The sequence below is a fragment of the Pseudomonas sp. MDV22-iso1 genome (genome assembly GCF_058145095.1).
This window is the reverse complement of the sequence record NZ_JBYVMF010000016.1, coordinates 71265-85744: the sequence shown is the minus strand read 5'-3', so window position 1 is coordinate 85744 and position 14480 is coordinate 71265. Positions and strand designations below refer to the sequence as shown.

Below are 14480 nucleotides of genomic sequence, written 5' to 3'. Positions count from 1 at the left end.
CCGGCCGCCAGCGAACCCGCGCGGCGGAGCACAGCAAATTAAGCGCGTCGGGGAGCGGAACCTTAGCGCGTTACACCGTGGCTCGACAATGGGCAGACGCCGGTTTTAGGGGCATTCTCCACTAATTGATAATGTCCGCTAATCGACTACAGCCTGGGCGAATGCCTTGTGAACGGTGTCGTGGGAAAACTCGTCAGCGTGCTGCTGGACCCATTCGAGGGCCAGGGCTTGCGATTCCTGCAGGCCACTTTGGGCGTCATGCAGGCGGCAATATCGCTCGATCTGACACACCTGCTCACCCATCCGGGCGCTGAACAGCATCTGCTCATCGACAAAGGCAATCCCCACCAGATAGCCGCGCTTGCGCCGCAGGCACCAGGCGACGTAACCCAGATAGCGCAGGTCGGGATTCAGGGTCGGCATGCGCACCTCGAGCGCCGTGCCGTGGCGCCAGGCACGGTGGTAATTGCAAGCCATGCCCCCGAGGCTGATAGTGTGCAGCCGTTGCCGCGATATACATTCATGCTTGAGCAACGTTAATTCGACGGGCACATCGTCAGGGTGAGGAAGAAAACGTCCCATGAACACGGACTCCATGTGTCGGCCAGCTGACATTGTTTCCCCCAGTATAGTGGTCGAATCGGAACTGACCGATTTCGATGCTGACCAACGGCTGCTGGCGATGAGCGGAGTTTCGCTGGTGATTTTTACCAGTGTGGGCTGCGCCAGCTGTCGTTTCGCCCGAGCGCAATTGCCGAAACTGTATCTGGCGGTCGATCGACTGTGCTGGATTGATGCCGGCAACAATGGCGGCTTGGTGGAGCGTTATCAGGTCTTTCATTTACCGTCGCTGTTTGTGGTGCGCGACGGTGAGTTTTTCGGTGCATTGCAATCGCGCCTGACGACCACTGAGCTGAACGACGCCGTGGCTCAGGTGCTGACGAGAACAGCAGAGGAGTTGCCATGATGGGGGCAGTTGCCAAACCGACAATCGGCATTATCGGTACCGGTGCGATCGGCGGGTTTTACGGAGTGATGCTGGCCCGTGCCGGTTTCGATGTGCACTTTCTGTTACGCAGTGAGTTTTCCGCCGTGACGGAACACGGGTTGCAGGTCAACAGCGCGCAACATGGCGCGCTGACGCTCAATCCGGTCCAGGCCTACTCCTCGGCCGCCGATTTGCCACCCTGCGACTGGTTACTGGTGGGCGCCAAAACCACCAGCAACGCCGATCTGGCGCCAGCAATCATTCAGGCCGCAGCGCCGAATGCCAAGGTGCTGGTGTTGCAAAACGGCCTTGATGTGGAAGACAGCCTGCGCGAATGCCTCCCCGACTCGCTGCACGTACTCGGCGGGCTGTGTTACATCTGCGTCCATCGCGAAAGCCCAGGTGTCATCACTCATCAGGCGCTTGGCGCCGTGCACATTGGCTATCACAGTGGTCCTGCCACTTCGGAGCAGTCGCGTTCGGCGATCTCGGAGGAGGGCGCCGACCTGTTTCGCGCCGCCGGCATCGACTCCCAGCCAATGCCGAATCTGCACCAGGCCCGTTGGCAGAAGCTCGTCTGGAACATTCCCTATAACGGTCTGTCGGTCCTGCTCGGGGCAGGCACGACGCCTCTGATGGCCGATACCGATAGCCGCGAGCTGATAAAGGCGCTGATGGCCGAAGTGGTTCAGGGCGCTATCACCTGTGGCCACCAGGTACCGCAAGGCTATGCCGAACACCTGTTCATGATGACCGAAAAGATGCCCGACTACTGGCCGAGCATGTACCACGACTTTGTGCATAAACGACCGCTGGAGTTGGCCGCAATCTATGCCCGGCCCTTGGCGGCAGCGAAGGCGGCCGGTTGCGAGATGCCACGCATCGAAGCCTTGTTCCAGAGTTTGAGCTTCATCGATCGACGTAACCGTTGAGTCGATCCACCAGAGGGGAAGGGCATGGCGAAAACTATCGACGATAAACTGGTGCTGGCGATTTCTTCGCGGGCGCTGTTCGACCTGAGCGAAAGCCACAAGGTCTATCTGTCCAGCGGCGTCGAAGCCTACCGGCAATATCAGATCGAGCACGAAGACGAGTTTCTCGAGCCCGGTGATGCATTCCCGCTGGTGCAAAAACTCCTCAACCTCAACACCCATCTTGGTCGCGCCCGGGTCGAAGTGATTCTGGTGTCGCGCAACAGTGCCGATACCGGATTAAGAGTGTTCAACTCGATCCACCACTACGGCCTGGCGATTTCCCGTGCGGCGTTTGTCGGCGGGCGCAGTCCCTATCCGTATCTCAAAGCCTTTGGGTGTGACCTGTTTCTGTCGACCCATGCCGAAGATGTGCGCAGTGCGCTGGACGCCGGTTTTGCGGCGGCGACGATTCTGTCGGGCGGTGCCAGCCGAGCGGCCAGCGACGAACTGCGCATCGCCTTCGACGGTGATGCGGTGCTGTTTTCCGATGAATCGGAACGTGTCTATCAATCCGGTGGCCTTGAAGCCTTTCAGGCCAGCGAGCGCGAATCGGCCCGCGAGCCCTTGCGCGGTGGGCCGTTCAAAGGCTTCCTGGCGGCCCTGAACCTGTTACAGCGCGAGTTCCCGGACGATGCTTGCCCGATCCGCACGGCGCTGGTCACGGCGCGCTCGGCACCGGCCCATGAAAGGGTGATCCGCACGCTGCGTGAGTGGGATATCCGTCTCGACGAATCACTGTTCCTCGGTGGGCTGACCAAGTCGGCGTTTCTCGAAGCGTTTGCCGCTGACGTGTTTTTCGACGATCAGGCCGGCCACTGCGAGTTGGCCCGTGAAGTGGTCGCCACCGGTCACGTGCCTCACGGCATAAGCAACGAGCAAAAGGTTTAAGCCCACGGTTCAACGCGTTACACCGGACGTCGTACTCGCCAAGGCACTGCTAAGCTGAATCAATCTCCGCCATGTTGGCACTCGAGGAGGTCATATGATTCGGTCGATGCTGTATGCCACTGACCTCGGCCTGTACGCACCGTTGGTGATGCACCATGCCTTGGCGATGGCGCGCACATTCGATGCTGACCTGTATGTGGTGCATGCGGTAGAGCCGATGGGATTGTTCGCCGAGTCGGTGCTGCAAAGCTACCTTGATGAACAGGCATTAAGCGATTTTCACAGTCAGGGCCTGAACACGGTGATCGCCAATATCGAGCAGCGGGTGCTCGACAGCTTTCGCGAAGAATTGGGGGATGAGGGGGATCAGGACCTGGCGCGAATCAAAGCGGTACGGGTGATACAGGGGGATCCTTCCCAAGTGATTCTCGACCAGGCACAGAAACTCTCTGTGGATTTGCTGATCGTAGGTAGTCATAGCCATGGCGCCGGCGCGGAGACACCTCTGGGCAGGACCGCTGCACGCGTATTACAGCTGTCGAGGGTACCCGTCTATCTGGTGCCGCTGGTTGAGCGTCGTCGTCACGGGGATCGCTAGTACAGGAATACTGGCACTTTGATGAAAAAGTTCTAGATTTATTCTTTAAACCATTAATATAGTTATATACCGTCGCTGATGCCCGTGGCGTCTACCTGCTTTGAGGGATACATATGAAGCTTCAACAATTGCGCTACATCTGGGAAGTGGCGCACCACGACCTCAACGTTTCTGCCACAGCCCAAAGCCTTTACACCTCGCAACCGGGCATCAGTAAACAGATCCGACTGCTGGAAGATGAACTGGGCGTCGAAGTTTTCGCCCGCAGTGGCAAGCACCTGACCCGCGTCACCCCGGCCGGCGAGCGCATTATCACCACCGCTGGCGAGATCCTTCGCAAAGTTGAAAGCATCAAGCAGATTGCCCAGGAATTCTCCAACGAGAAGAAAGGCACCCTGTCGATCGCCACCACTCACACCCAGGCGCGTTATGCACTGCCGCCGGTGATCAGCAATTTCATCAAACAATACCCAGATGTGGCCCTGCACATGCACCAGGGTTCGCCGATGCAGATCGCCGAAATGGCCGCTGACGGTACCGTGGATTTCGCCATCGCCACCGAGGCCCTGGAGTTGTTCGGTGATTTGGTGATGATGCCGTGCTACCGCTGGAATCGCTGCGTCGTCGTGCCTCAGGGGCATCCGCTGACCAAAGTATCGAAACTTACGCTTGAAGCGTTGGCCGAGTACCCGATCGTCACCTACGTGTTCGGTTTCACGGGCCGCTCGAAGCTCGATGAAGCCTTCAGCCATCGTGGCCTGACGCCAAAAGTGGTGTTCACCGCCGCTGACGCCGACGTCATCAAGACTTACGTGCGCTTGGGCCTGGGTGTCGGCATCGTGGCGAAAATGGCGGTCGACGCCAAACTCGACAGCGATCTGGTGATGCTTGATGCCAGCGACCTTTTCGAATCCAGCATTACCAAGATCGGTTTCCGTCGTGGCACGTTCCTGCGCGGCTTCATGTGCGACTTCATCGAGAAATTCGCCCCGCACCTGACGCGCGAAGTCATGGCCAAAGCCATTCAGTGCCACAACAAGCAGGAACTGGAAGAGCTGTTCGACGGCGTCGAACTGCCGGTTCATTAATAGGGTTCTGCTGCCTACACCACCTCGGTAACAGAAAACTGTTGCCGAGCACCCGCCACCAGAATCTCCACATCATCGCCTTCGAACTTGCCCAGCAGGCTTTTGCCCAAGGGCGAGCGAGGGGTGATAACCGTGATCAGTTGCCCCACAAGATCGACTTTCAATCCAGCTGCGTCGGGCGCCAGAAACAACCACTGCTCACGACCTTTCTCGTCTTCCAGTCCCAGCAGCGCACCGACTTCAATGCCCCGTTGATCGTCATAGGGGCGCAACGCCAGGTTCTGGCACAGCGTCAGTGAATGCCTGATTTCCTCAACGCGCTTCGCTTGGCCCGCAGCAAGATAAGACGCTTCCAGGCCCAGCGTGTCGTACTTGTTTTCAGCAATGTTTTCTTCGTGAGTCGCAGTTTCGTAGGCGGTTTGCGCGGCACGCTCGGCGATGTCGAGGTCGACGCGCAGCTTGTCGAGAATCAGTTGGTGGACGATCTTCTTGTTCATGTTCAATCGCAAAATTGCTGGACGTTGGCGCGGCTTTTTTCGCTGGGCGCGTTCTGATCTTGTTGCAGCCAGAACTGGCATTTCGGATTGGCCAGGTTACGGCTGCTGCCTCGCGCCTGATCGAGCCGTTGCTGCTGCTCGTTTTTGCGCAGGTTTTCTTCGTACTGTTCGAACAGTGGGCTCTGTGGAGGAATGTCCGGCCGTGGCTGCAGTTCCACTTGCTCTGGCACGGGCGGTTTGACCCAGTGCTCGACAGCGGAGGTGACAGGCGCGAGTTGCTCCGGAAAAAACAGGCGCGAGGCAAGCCAGCAGGTCAGCGCTATGGCGATAAATCCCAACCATAATCCCAGGGCGATACTGCCGCTCAGTTTCAGCACGTTGAGCTGTATCGAAATCGGGCGGCGGGTGGCGGGACGGTAGGGCATGGCTGCCTCCTGGCGATGATGGCGGGCGAGCGGCGATTGTCGCATGAAGATTAATCGGCGTCGGCTCTTCTGCACGGAGTCATTTATGCGGACAATCGCCGCCTTTGCCAACGGGAGCCTGGAATGCCTGAAATGAAAACCCGCTGGGATATTTTTTGCACCGTGGTCGATAACTTTGGCGACATCGGTGTGACCTGGCGCCTGGCTCGACAGCTGGTGGCCGAGCACGATGTGGCTGTGCGTTTATGGGTTGATGATCTGCGCGCCTTCGAGCGCCTGTGTCCTGACATCGACATCACGCGTTCGCAACAATGGCAACAAGGTGTCGAGGTCAGACATTGGCCCGCCGACTGGCAACCTGCCGAATCCGCCGATGTGGTCATTGCCGCTTTTGCCTGCCAATTGCCGAGCCCTTACATGGATGCCATGGCCACTCGGGGACAACCGCCGCTGTGGTTGAACCTTGATTATCTGAGTGCTGAAGACTGGGTCGTTGGTTGTCACGGCTTGCCGTCGGTCAAATACAAGAACGTGCAGAAGTTCTTTTTCTTTCCGGGGTTCCGCAAGGGGACCGGCGGTTTGCTGCGTGAAAGCGGTTTGCTGGAGCGGCGTCAGCAGTTTCAACAGAATGCTGAAGCACAGCGAACCTTTCTGCAGGGCTTGGGGATTGATCGCTTGCCGGGAGCGCAGTTGATCTCGTTGTTCGCCTACGAAAATACCGGGCTCGCAAGTTGGCTCGACGCCATGGCGACCGATCCGATGCCCACGCATCTGCTGGTACCTGAAGGGCGGATTCTCGGTGATGTGGAGCGCTGGCTCGGTCTCGAGGGGTTGACGGCCGGTGCCGTGCACGTGCGCGATGCGTTGACGGTGCACGTGCTGCCATTCGTCCGGCAGGATCAATACGACCTGTTGCTGTGGTGCTGCGACTTCAATGCCGTGCGGGGCGAGGATTCGTTCGTCCGCGCCCAGTGGGCGGGGCGGCCATTGCTCTGGCACATCTACCGGCAAGACGAGGATATTCACCTCGACAAGCTCGAAGCGTTCCTCACGTTGTACACAAAGGGCCTGTCGGCACCTGCCAGCGACGCGATCAGCGGCCTTTGGCGCGCCTGGAATGCCGGTGACAAAATGACCGACCACTGGCAATCCACCCGTAAACACGGGCCGGAGCTGGAAAAACATGCGCAAGCGTGGTGTCTGGAACAGGCCTTGCAGGATGATCTTGCCGCAGCGCTGGTACAGTTTTATGTAAATTGGATATGATACGCGGCCTAGATTTTTGTAAATCCCATCCAAATTCGGATATTCGCAATGAAAACTGGTAAAGAACTGAAACCCGGTACCGTGATCCGTCTCGAAAACGATCCATGGTTGGTTCAGAAAGCTGAATTCACCAAGTCTGGTCGTAACAGCGCGATCATGAAGACCAAGCTGAAAAACCTGCTGACCGGTTACAAGACCGAGATCGTTTACAGCGCTGACGACAAGCTGGACGACGTGATCCTCGACCGCAAAGAAGCGACCCTGTCCTTCATCAGCGGCGACACCTACACGTTCATGGACACCACTGACTACACCATGTACGAGCTGAACGCTGAAGACATCGAAGCCGTTCTGCCTTTCGTTGAAGAAGGCATGACCGATGTTTGCGAAGCGATCTTCTTCGAAGAGCGTCTGGTATCCGTAGAGCTGCCGACCACTATCGTGCGCGTCGTTGACTACACCGAAGGTTCGGCTCGTGGCGACACGTCCGGCAAGGTGATGAAGCCTGCCAAGCTGAGCAACGGTACTGAGCTGCAAGTTGCTGACTTCATCGAAATCGGTGACAAGATCGAAATCGATACCCGCGATGGCGGTTCCTACAAAGGCCGTGCTAAATAAGCACAGCTTCAGGAATGAAAAAGCCCGACCATTGAGTCGGGCTTTTTTGTGCCTGCAAGATCAACAGATCGCGCTTAAACCGTTACATGCAAACGCACGTCGACGTTGCCACGGGTCGCATTGGAGTAAGGGCAGACTTGGTGCGCCGCTTCAACCAGCGATTGCGCATCGGCTTGTTCCAGGCCTGGCAGGCTGATGTGCAAGTCGATGTCCAGACCGAAACCACCAGGAATCTGGCCGATGCCCACATGGGCGGTGATCGAGGCGTCGTTTGGAATGGTGCGTTTGGTCTGGCTGGCCACAAACTTCAGTGCGCCGATGAAGCAGGCGGAGTACCCGGCAGCAAACAGTTGCTCAGGGTTGGTCGCCGCGCCGCCCGCACCGCCGAGTTCTTTCGGGGTGGCCAGTTTGACATCGAGAATGTTGTCGCTGGACACCGCACGACCGTCACGGCCGCCGGTGGAGGTAGCAATTGCAGTGTAGAGAGTTTGCATGGTGAGAGCCTCGATCTGGATTGACTGTCTGCGCTAAATGTTTGCGCGCTAAGTAAGTGCGAGATAAATGTATCTCGCTAATATTTAGCGCGCAAGATAAATTTTTGAGAAAATTTCCCTTCGATGAGGCCGTGTGACGCAGAGCAGCGGAATAGAGCGGTTTAAATGCCAAGAGCAGCGCAAAAAAAATGTGGGAGAGAGCCTGCTCGCGATGGCGGTATGGCAGGCACATCATGTGTTGACTGGCTCACCGCTATCGCGAGCAGGTTCGCCTCCCAGGGGTCAAGGTGGGGCGAGGTTTAGAGACTGTCCTGCAAATGCCGACGCAATGCCTGCAAATCCGCCTGCAGCTTTTGCAATTGCTCCAGCGTCTGCCCACTGGCACCGAGGATGCATTGCGGAATATCACGTGCCTTGTCCCGCAATGCACGACCTTGCTCCGTCAGTTCGACAATCACCACCCGTTCATCCTCACGACTGCGCGTACGACTCAGTAAACCCTCGACTTCCAGGCGTTTGAGCAGAGGCGTCAACGAGCCAGGATCGGTCAGCAGGCGCGTGCTGATTTCACCGACAGTCATCCCGTCACGTTCCCACAACACCATCATCGCCAGGTACTGCGGATAGGTCAGACCCAAGGCTTGCAGCAGCGGCTTGTAAACCTTGGTCATCATCAACGACGTGGAATGCAGGGCGAAGCAGACCTGATTATCCAGCAGCAGGTGGTCACAGTTATTGGGAGCGGTGTGCTTTTTGGTCATGTCGAAGCCTTGATCAATGATCGTCATGAATCTAGCGGGCTAATCTTTGATGCGCCAGATAATTCTCGGCTAGTGCCGTTCCAGGTTTTTCTGAAGCGCCAGATCCCATGGCGGGATTGGACTGAACCGGCTCTTGAGATATTCCAGCAGCAGTCGGCTGCGTGGATTGGGTTGTTGTTCCAGACGCAATGCATAAATTCCGGTGCTTTCCGGATCGGGCAGACCGTTGTCGCAGAACAACGGCAGCAACTCGCCGCGCACGAGGTATTCGCTGGCCAGCCAGGTTGGCAAGTGCGCAACGCCAAGCCCGGCAAGCGCGCCGCAGACCAGCGCTTCGGCATTGTTTGCGCTCATACGGATACGCGCGGGGCGATGCACTTGCAGCTGGCCGTTGCGTTCAAATCGCCAGGCAAACAGTGGTGCCAGACCCTCCCAGTCGAGACCGTCATGTTCAACCAGTTGCGCCGGCTCGCTCGGTACGCCCCGGCGCTTCAGGTAATCGGGGCTGGCGCAGGCGATGCGCACCATGCTCGCCAATGGCGTGGCCACCAAACGCGTATCGGCCATTTGCCCTGCGCGCAGTACCAGGTCGACTTTGCCCAGGTTCAAGCCCTGCATGTCGACAAAGCTGTCGATCAGGTGCAACTGCACATCAAGGCCCGGATAGAGCATCAGGAAGTCGGCAATCACCGGTGCCAGGTGCCGACGCCCGAACGCGGCGGGCGCATCAATCCGGATCAATCCTTCCGGCGCACTGCTCAGGGAAACCGCTTCCGCCCTGGCGAGTCGTAATTCCGCCACGATCCGCCGTGCACGTTCGGCAAAAGCCAGGCCGGCAGGTGTCGCACGCACAGCGTGGGTGCTGCGGATGAACAATTGGCTGCCGACGGCGTGTTCCAGGCTGTCGATGCGCCTCGCCACTGCGGAGGGCGTCAGCGGATAACGGCGGGAGGCGGCGGAAAAGCTGCCGGTTTCCAGCACATCAAGAAACAACCCGAGCTGTTCGGTCAATTGATTGGGGTTCATGAGCGTTGCTTATGCGAAGTGGGCACAGCCATTGTGCGTTGCTGTGCGTTTCACTGCCAGCAGTGACTGCGTAGGATGAGCCTTCTGACAGGAAGGGAAATTGGCCGTGATCGAGTTTTTGATGTACCTGGTGTTTGGCGCTGCCCTCGGTACGCTGGGTGGTTTGTTCGGTATTGGCGGCGGCTTGATCGCGATTCCACTGCTGGGCGTGCTGTTCGGTCTCGATCAGCAGATTGCTCAGGGCACCGCGCTGGTCATGGTTGTACCCAACGTGATGCTGGCGCTGTGGCGTTATCACCAGCGCAACCGGATCGAACTGCGCCACGCGTTGCCGCTGGCGTCGATGGGATTCTGCTTCGCCTGGCTCGGTTCGATCTGGGCAGTGGGCATTGATGCGCAAACCATGCGCGTCGGCTTCGTCGCCTTCCTGATTGCCCTGTCGGCCTACAACCTGGTGCGCATGTTTACCGCTAACGCACCCGCGTCGTCGCAGATGCGTTATTCCTGGCCGTGGCTGGGTGTCCTTGGCGCTGCGTCCGGCTCCATGGGTGGGCTGTTTGGTGTCGGCGGGGCGGTTGTGGCAACTCCGGTGTTGACCAGCCTGTTTGGTACAAGCCAGGTGGTTGCCCAGGGTTTATCGCTGGCACTGGCGTTGCCAAGCACTGGCGTCACGTTGGTCACGTACGCCGTGCACCATCAAGTCGACTGGATGATCGGCGTGCCGCTGGCCGTCGGTGGCCTGATGAGCATCAGCTGGGGCGTGAAAATCGCCCACGCCATGCCGGAGCGGCTGCTACGCGGGCTTTTTTGCGCCTTCCTGGTGCTGTGCGCGGTGATGCTCGCCTTTAAAGTTTGAAGCCTTCTACGATGTGTTCGGCCAGGCACTCGGTGATCGGCGACGGATTGTGCAGGTTACGCACCAGCATGATGCTCGCCTCGGGCAACTCCGGCAGGCCCTCGGCTTCACCTAGAATGCGCATGTCCGGCGTGATCAGGCTTTCCAGTTGTGCGGTGACGGCCAGGCCGGCGCTGACCACCGCCATGATCGCCGACAGGCTGGAACTGTTGTATGCGACCCGATAATCCCGGCCCATGGCGTCCAGCGCATTGCAGGCCCACAACCGGCAGAAGCAATCACTGTTGAACATCGCCAAGGGCAACGGCGTTTGCTCATGGGCGCTGAAACATTGCGCTTCGGCCCAGACAAAACGCTCCTTGCGCAACAACTGGCCGATCTCGTTGCCCGGCTCGCGAGTGACGATGGACAAGTCCAGGTCCTGGCGCAGCAGCAATTGTTTTGATGATTCGCAATGGACCTCGATCTGGATCAGCGGGTAGGACTGTGCAAACCGCCGCAGAATCCCCGGCAGAAACCGCATCACATAATCGTCGGGCGTGCCGATACGCACCATGCCGACCATGTGCGGTTCGCGCAGCGTGTTGAACACCTCGCTGTGCAACTTCAGAATGCGCCTGGCATAGCCCAGCAATACCTGGCCTTCCGCCGTCAGCCGCACCTGGCGACCGTCACGCTGGAACAACTGGCGCTGCAACACATCCTCTTCAAGCCGCTTCATCTGCATGCTTACGGCAGATTGCGTGCGGTTGACCAGTTCCCCTGCACGGGTAAAACCACCTTGGTCGGCAATGGCGACGAAGGTGCGCAGCACTTCGGTGTCGATACTTGGGAAGGCTGACATACATCAATCTCCGAGATGTGTTGCATAAGAAACATTCGTTGGATTGATCTTAGCGCCAGCGCGACACTTGAGCCATCCCAAACGGAGGGCAACAAGATGAAAGGTCAAAACGAAGTCGTAGCCGCAGAAAAACATTCCATCCATGTCGTATCTGATTTGCTGCACAAGTTGACTCGCTGGTACGAATTGCACCGTGAACGCGAACTGTTGGCCGGGATGAGCGACGAAGCGTTGAAGGACATCGGCCTGAGTCGTGCAGATGTCGAGCACGAAGTGGTCCGTCCATTCTGGGATGACCCGATGCACAAATGAGTCATTCACACCTACACAAACCCTCTTCCGGTGAGGTAGGTTGCGAGCAGACAAGGAGATGCTCATGCCCGCAACACTGTCCTTCTCCATCAAACAGGCTCGGCGTCTGGCGCTGGCTGCCCAGGGATTCAACGGGCGCCAGCCGCCAGCGACGATCAAGGCGGCGCAGCTCAATCGCCTGATCGAACGTCTGGGCATCCTGCAAATAGATTCGGTCAATGCGCTGGTGCGTTCGCACTACCTTCCGTTGTTTTCCCGCCTCGGCAGCTACTCCTCCGACTTGCTCGACCAGGCTGCCTGGAGTCAGGGCCGGCGACGCACGCTGTTCGAATACTGGGGCCATGAAGCCTCGCTGTTGCCTTTGTCGATGTATCCGTTGATGCGCTGGCGAATGCTGCGCGCGACCCGTGGCGAGGACATCTATCAACAACTGGCGCGGTTTGGTCGTGAGCAACAGGACACGATTCGCCGGGTGCTGGCTTCGGTTGAGGAGCTCGGGGCGCTGGGGGCCGGCAGCCTGTCGACTCGCGAAGAACGGGCCGGACCCTGGTGGGACTGGAGCGCTGAAAAGCATGCGCTGGAATGGTTGTTCGCTGCAGGTGAAGTGACCGTGGCGGGGCGGCGTGGCTTCGAGCGGCTTTATGATCTGCCGGAAAGAGTGATCCCTTCGGCGATTCTCCAGCAACCTGTCCTTGATGAGGCGGCGGCCCAGCGGGGACTGTTGCTGCATGCCGCGACTGCCTTGGGCGTGGCGACGGAAAAGGATCTGCGCGATTACTTCCGGCTTAGCCCGGGTGATGCTCGCCCGCGTCTCGCCGAGCTGGTTGAGGAGGGGGCGTTACTGACTTGCGAGGTGCAGGGGTGGCGGCAACCGGCCTATTGTCTGCCTGAGCCCAAAGTGCGGCGCAAGGTCGAGGCCAGTGCGTTGCTTTCACCCTTCGATTCACTGATCTGGGAGCGTAGCCGCACCGAGCGATTGTTCGATTTTCGTTATCGGCTGGAGATTTACACGCCGCAGGACAAGCGGGTGTTCGGCTATTACGTGCTGCCGTTCTTGCACCATGAAAGGATCGCGGCACGGGTGGACCTGCGTGCGGAAAGGGCCCAGGGGAGGTTGGCGGTGCATGCGGTACACGAGGAAGAGCCGGGGCTGGATGACGAGGGAATGCTGGCGTTGGCGATGAATTTGCGGCGGATGGCGGATTGGCTGGGGCTGACGCGGGTGCAGTTGAATTGTCAGCGGGTGAGTGCGGCAAGGTTGCGGGTAGCATTGGCTGCGATTGAGGGTGCCTGAGCTGGCCTGATCGCTAGCAGGCTAGCTCCCACAGTTGAACGCGTTCGGCAGAACAGCGCGGTAAAAATGTGGGAGCTAGCCCGCTAGCGATTGTTTCAAAGTGATTTACCGCCGAACCTGCTTCAAGGTTTCGGCAATCAGAAACGCCAATTCCAGCGACTGATCGGCATTCATCCGCGGATCGCAATGGGTGTGATACCGGTCCGACAATCCATCTTCGGTAATAGGTCGCGCGCCACCGATGCACTCGGTCACGTTCTGCCCGGTCATCTCGATGTGGATGCCACCGGCGTAAGTGCCTTCCGCTTCGTGAACCTGGAAGAACTGCTTCACTTCTCCAAGAATCTGCGCAAAGTCGCGAGTCTTGTAGCCGCTGCTGGCCTTGATGGTATTGCCATGCATCGGATCGGAGCTCCAGAGCACCTGCTTGCCCTCGCGCTGCACGGCGCGGATCAACGCGGGCAGATGATCACCCACCTTGTTCGCGCCCATCCGGGCAATCAGGTTCAGACGACCTGGGTCGTTGTCCGGGTTTAGCACGTCGATCAGACGAATCAGATCGTCGGGGTTCATGCTTGGACCGACCTTGACGCCGATCGGGTTGTTCACGCCCCGCAGGAACTCGACATGAGCGCCGTCGAGCTGACGGGTGCGGTCGCCGATCCACAGCATGTGCGCCGAGCAGTCGTAGTAATCGTTGGTCAGGCTGTCGCGACGCACGAAGGCTTCTTCGTAGTTCAGCAGCAGCGCTTCGTGGGCGGTGAAAAAACTGGTTTCGCGCAGCTGTGGCGAACTGTCCATGCCGCAGGCGCGCATGAAGGCCAGGGTTTCATCGATGCGATCGGCCAGGTGGCTGTATTTTTCAGCCAGTGCCGAGTTGGCGATGAAATCCAGGTTCCACTTATGCACCTGGTGCAGGTCGGCAAAACCGCCTTGGGCAAAGGCCCGAAGCAGGTTCAAGGTCGCCGTGGACTGGTGATAGGACTGGAGCAAGCGCTCCGGGTCCGGCACACGGCTTTTCTCGTCGAAACCGATGCCGTTGACGATGTCTCCGCGGTACGCCGGCAAGGTCACGCCGTCGATGGTTTCGTCGTTGGCTGATCGTGGCTTGGCGAATTGCCCGGCCATGCGTCCAACTTTGACCACCGGGCATCCGGCAGCAAACGTCATGACGATCGCCATTTGCAGCAGCACTTTGAACGTGTCGCGAATCTTCGCGGCGGAGAACTCGGCGAAGCTCTCGGCGCAGTCGCCGCCCTGCAACAGAAACGCGCGGCCCTGGGTCACCTCGGCAAACTGACGGCGCAACTCCCGGGCTTCACCGGCAAACACCAGCGGCGGATAGCTGGCCAGCGTTTGCTCGACGTGCAGCAAATGCGCCGCGTCGGGGTAGTGGGGTTGTTGCTGGATCGGCAAGGCGCGCCAGCTGTCAGGACTCCAGGGTTGGCTCATCACGGTCTCGGTTGGTTTACGCTCGGACCGTCATGTTATCAGCAATTAATGCGTGACCTGTTCCCGTTGCTTCGCGGACAATCGCGCCTTTGCCGCTTC

18 protein-coding genes are annotated in these 14480 nt (G+C 58.7%); 10 read left to right on the top strand and 8 right to left on the bottom strand.

All coding sequences use genetic code 11. From position 1 onward, the window contains the following. Positions 1–138: 138 nt before the first annotated feature. The gene (locus AC3ZVB_RS18640; protein ID WP_162437523.1) at positions 139–582 is read right to left on the bottom strand and encodes a PilZ domain-containing protein; all 444 of its coding nucleotides are present in this window, start codon (positions 580–582) and stop codon (positions 139–141) included. On the opposite strand from AC3ZVB_RS18640, the gene AC3ZVB_RS18635 reads away from it, so the two are divergent. From AC3ZVB_RS18635 to cysB, 5 genes are all read left to right on the top strand, one after another. Then, a complete protein-coding gene (locus AC3ZVB_RS18635; RefSeq protein ID WP_490147372.1) occupies positions 581–967 on the top strand; it encodes a thioredoxin family protein in 387 nt (128 codons plus the stop codon). The two genes, AC3ZVB_RS18640 and AC3ZVB_RS18635, sit on opposite strands and share 2 nt — an antisense overlap. Further along, positions 964–1920, top strand: a complete 957-nt coding sequence (locus AC3ZVB_RS18630) for a putative 2-dehydropantoate 2-reductase (RefSeq protein ID WP_490147371.1) — start codon at positions 964–966, stop codon at positions 1918–1920. The genes AC3ZVB_RS18635 and AC3ZVB_RS18630 overlap by 4 nt, the downstream gene beginning before the upstream one ends. Before the next feature lie 24 nt (positions 1921–1944). Then, positions 1945–2850, top strand: coding sequence for a 5'-nucleotidase (locus tag AC3ZVB_RS18625; protein WP_490147370.1), 906 nt, complete (start codon positions 1945–1947; stop codon positions 2848–2850). Positions 2851–2944: 94 nt separating this feature from the next. Then, on the top strand, positions 2945–3448 hold the full coding sequence (locus tag AC3ZVB_RS18620; RefSeq protein ID WP_490147369.1) for a universal stress protein: 504 nt from the start codon (positions 2945–2947) through the stop codon (positions 3446–3448). Positions 3449–3561: 113 nt separating this feature from the next. Next, positions 3562–4536 carry an HTH-type transcriptional regulator CysB gene (gene cysB, locus AC3ZVB_RS18615; protein WP_010461327.1) on the top strand — a complete coding sequence of 325 codons (975 nt, stop codon included), beginning with the start codon at positions 3562–3564 and terminating at the stop codon, positions 4534–4536. 14 nt (positions 4537–4550) lie between these two features. Here cysB and AC3ZVB_RS18610 read toward each other — a convergent pair whose 3' ends face one another. Both AC3ZVB_RS18610 and AC3ZVB_RS18605 read right to left on the bottom strand, forming a co-directional pair. Next, on the bottom strand, positions 4551–5033 hold the full coding sequence (locus AC3ZVB_RS18610; RefSeq protein ID WP_162437518.1) for a GreA/GreB family elongation factor: 483 nt from the start codon (positions 5031–5033) through the stop codon (positions 4551–4553). A gap of 2 nt (positions 5034–5035) precedes the next feature. Next, complete coding sequence (locus AC3ZVB_RS18605) at positions 5036–5458, bottom strand: hypothetical protein (protein ID WP_490147368.1); 423 nt, start codon at positions 5456–5458, stop codon at positions 5036–5038. Between the two features lie 123 nt (positions 5459–5581). Here AC3ZVB_RS18605 and earP point away from each other — a divergent pair, with 123 nt between their 5' ends. Together earP and AC3ZVB_RS18595 are read left to right on the top strand one after the other, a co-directional pair. After that, the gene (gene earP / locus AC3ZVB_RS18600; protein ID WP_490147367.1) at positions 5582–6724 is read left to right on the top strand and encodes an elongation factor P maturation arginine rhamnosyltransferase EarP; all 1143 of its coding nucleotides are present in this window, start codon (positions 5582–5584) and stop codon (positions 6722–6724) included. Positions 6725–6772: 48 nt separating this feature from the next. Continuing rightward, on the top strand, positions 6773–7342 hold the full coding sequence (locus tag AC3ZVB_RS18595) for an elongation factor P (RefSeq protein WP_162437515.1): 570 nt from the start codon (positions 6773–6775) through the stop codon (positions 7340–7342). Between the two features lie 74 nt (positions 7343–7416). On the opposite strand, the gene AC3ZVB_RS18590 is transcribed toward AC3ZVB_RS18595, so the two are convergent. From AC3ZVB_RS18590 to AC3ZVB_RS18580, 3 genes are all read right to left on the bottom strand, one after another. Then, positions 7417–7836, bottom strand: a complete 420-nt coding sequence (locus tag AC3ZVB_RS18590) for an organic hydroperoxide resistance protein (RefSeq protein WP_123406683.1) — start codon at positions 7834–7836, stop codon at positions 7417–7419. A gap of 299 nt (positions 7837–8135) precedes the next feature. Beyond that, positions 8136–8597 (bottom strand): MarR family winged helix-turn-helix transcriptional regulator, encoded by a 462-nt coding sequence (locus AC3ZVB_RS18585; RefSeq protein ID WP_490147366.1) that lies wholly within the window; start codon positions 8595–8597, stop codon positions 8136–8138. Between the two features lie 69 nt (positions 8598–8666). Next, positions 8667–9623 (bottom strand): LysR family transcriptional regulator, encoded by a 957-nt coding sequence (locus tag AC3ZVB_RS18580; protein WP_490147365.1) that lies wholly within the window; start codon positions 9621–9623, stop codon positions 8667–8669. A gap of 106 nt (positions 9624–9729) precedes the next feature. Between AC3ZVB_RS18580 and AC3ZVB_RS18575 the strand changes: the two genes are divergently transcribed. After that, positions 9730–10479: a sulfite exporter TauE/SafE family protein gene (locus tag AC3ZVB_RS18575; RefSeq protein ID WP_162437512.1), complete on the top strand. Its 750-nt coding sequence runs from the start codon at positions 9730–9732 to the stop codon at positions 10477–10479. Here the strand turns inward: AC3ZVB_RS18575 and AC3ZVB_RS18570 are convergent. Continuing rightward, positions 10469–11323 carry a LysR substrate-binding domain-containing protein gene (locus tag AC3ZVB_RS18570; RefSeq protein WP_194692390.1) on the bottom strand — a complete coding sequence of 285 codons (855 nt, stop codon included), beginning with the start codon at positions 11321–11323 and terminating at the stop codon, positions 10469–10471. The genes AC3ZVB_RS18575 and AC3ZVB_RS18570 overlap by 11 nt on opposite strands. A 96-nt stretch (positions 11324–11419) precedes the next feature. Here AC3ZVB_RS18570 and AC3ZVB_RS18565 point away from each other — a divergent pair, with 96 nt between their 5' ends. Beyond that, positions 11420–11635: a DUF1127 domain-containing protein gene (locus AC3ZVB_RS18565; RefSeq protein ID WP_490147364.1), complete on the top strand. Its 216-nt coding sequence runs from the start codon at positions 11420–11422 to the stop codon at positions 11633–11635. Between the two features lie 64 nt (positions 11636–11699). Next, positions 11700–12929 carry a winged helix-turn-helix domain-containing protein gene (locus tag AC3ZVB_RS18560; RefSeq protein ID WP_490147363.1) on the top strand — a complete coding sequence of 410 codons (1230 nt, stop codon included), beginning with the start codon at positions 11700–11702 and terminating at the stop codon, positions 12927–12929. 105 nt (positions 12930–13034) lie between these two features. On the opposite strand, the gene AC3ZVB_RS18555 is transcribed toward AC3ZVB_RS18560, so the two are convergent. Next, complete coding sequence (locus AC3ZVB_RS18555; RefSeq protein ID WP_162437508.1) at positions 13035–14381, bottom strand: class II 3-deoxy-7-phosphoheptulonate synthase; 1347 nt, start codon at positions 14379–14381, stop codon at positions 13035–13037. Positions 14382–14480: the final 99 nt, after the last annotated feature.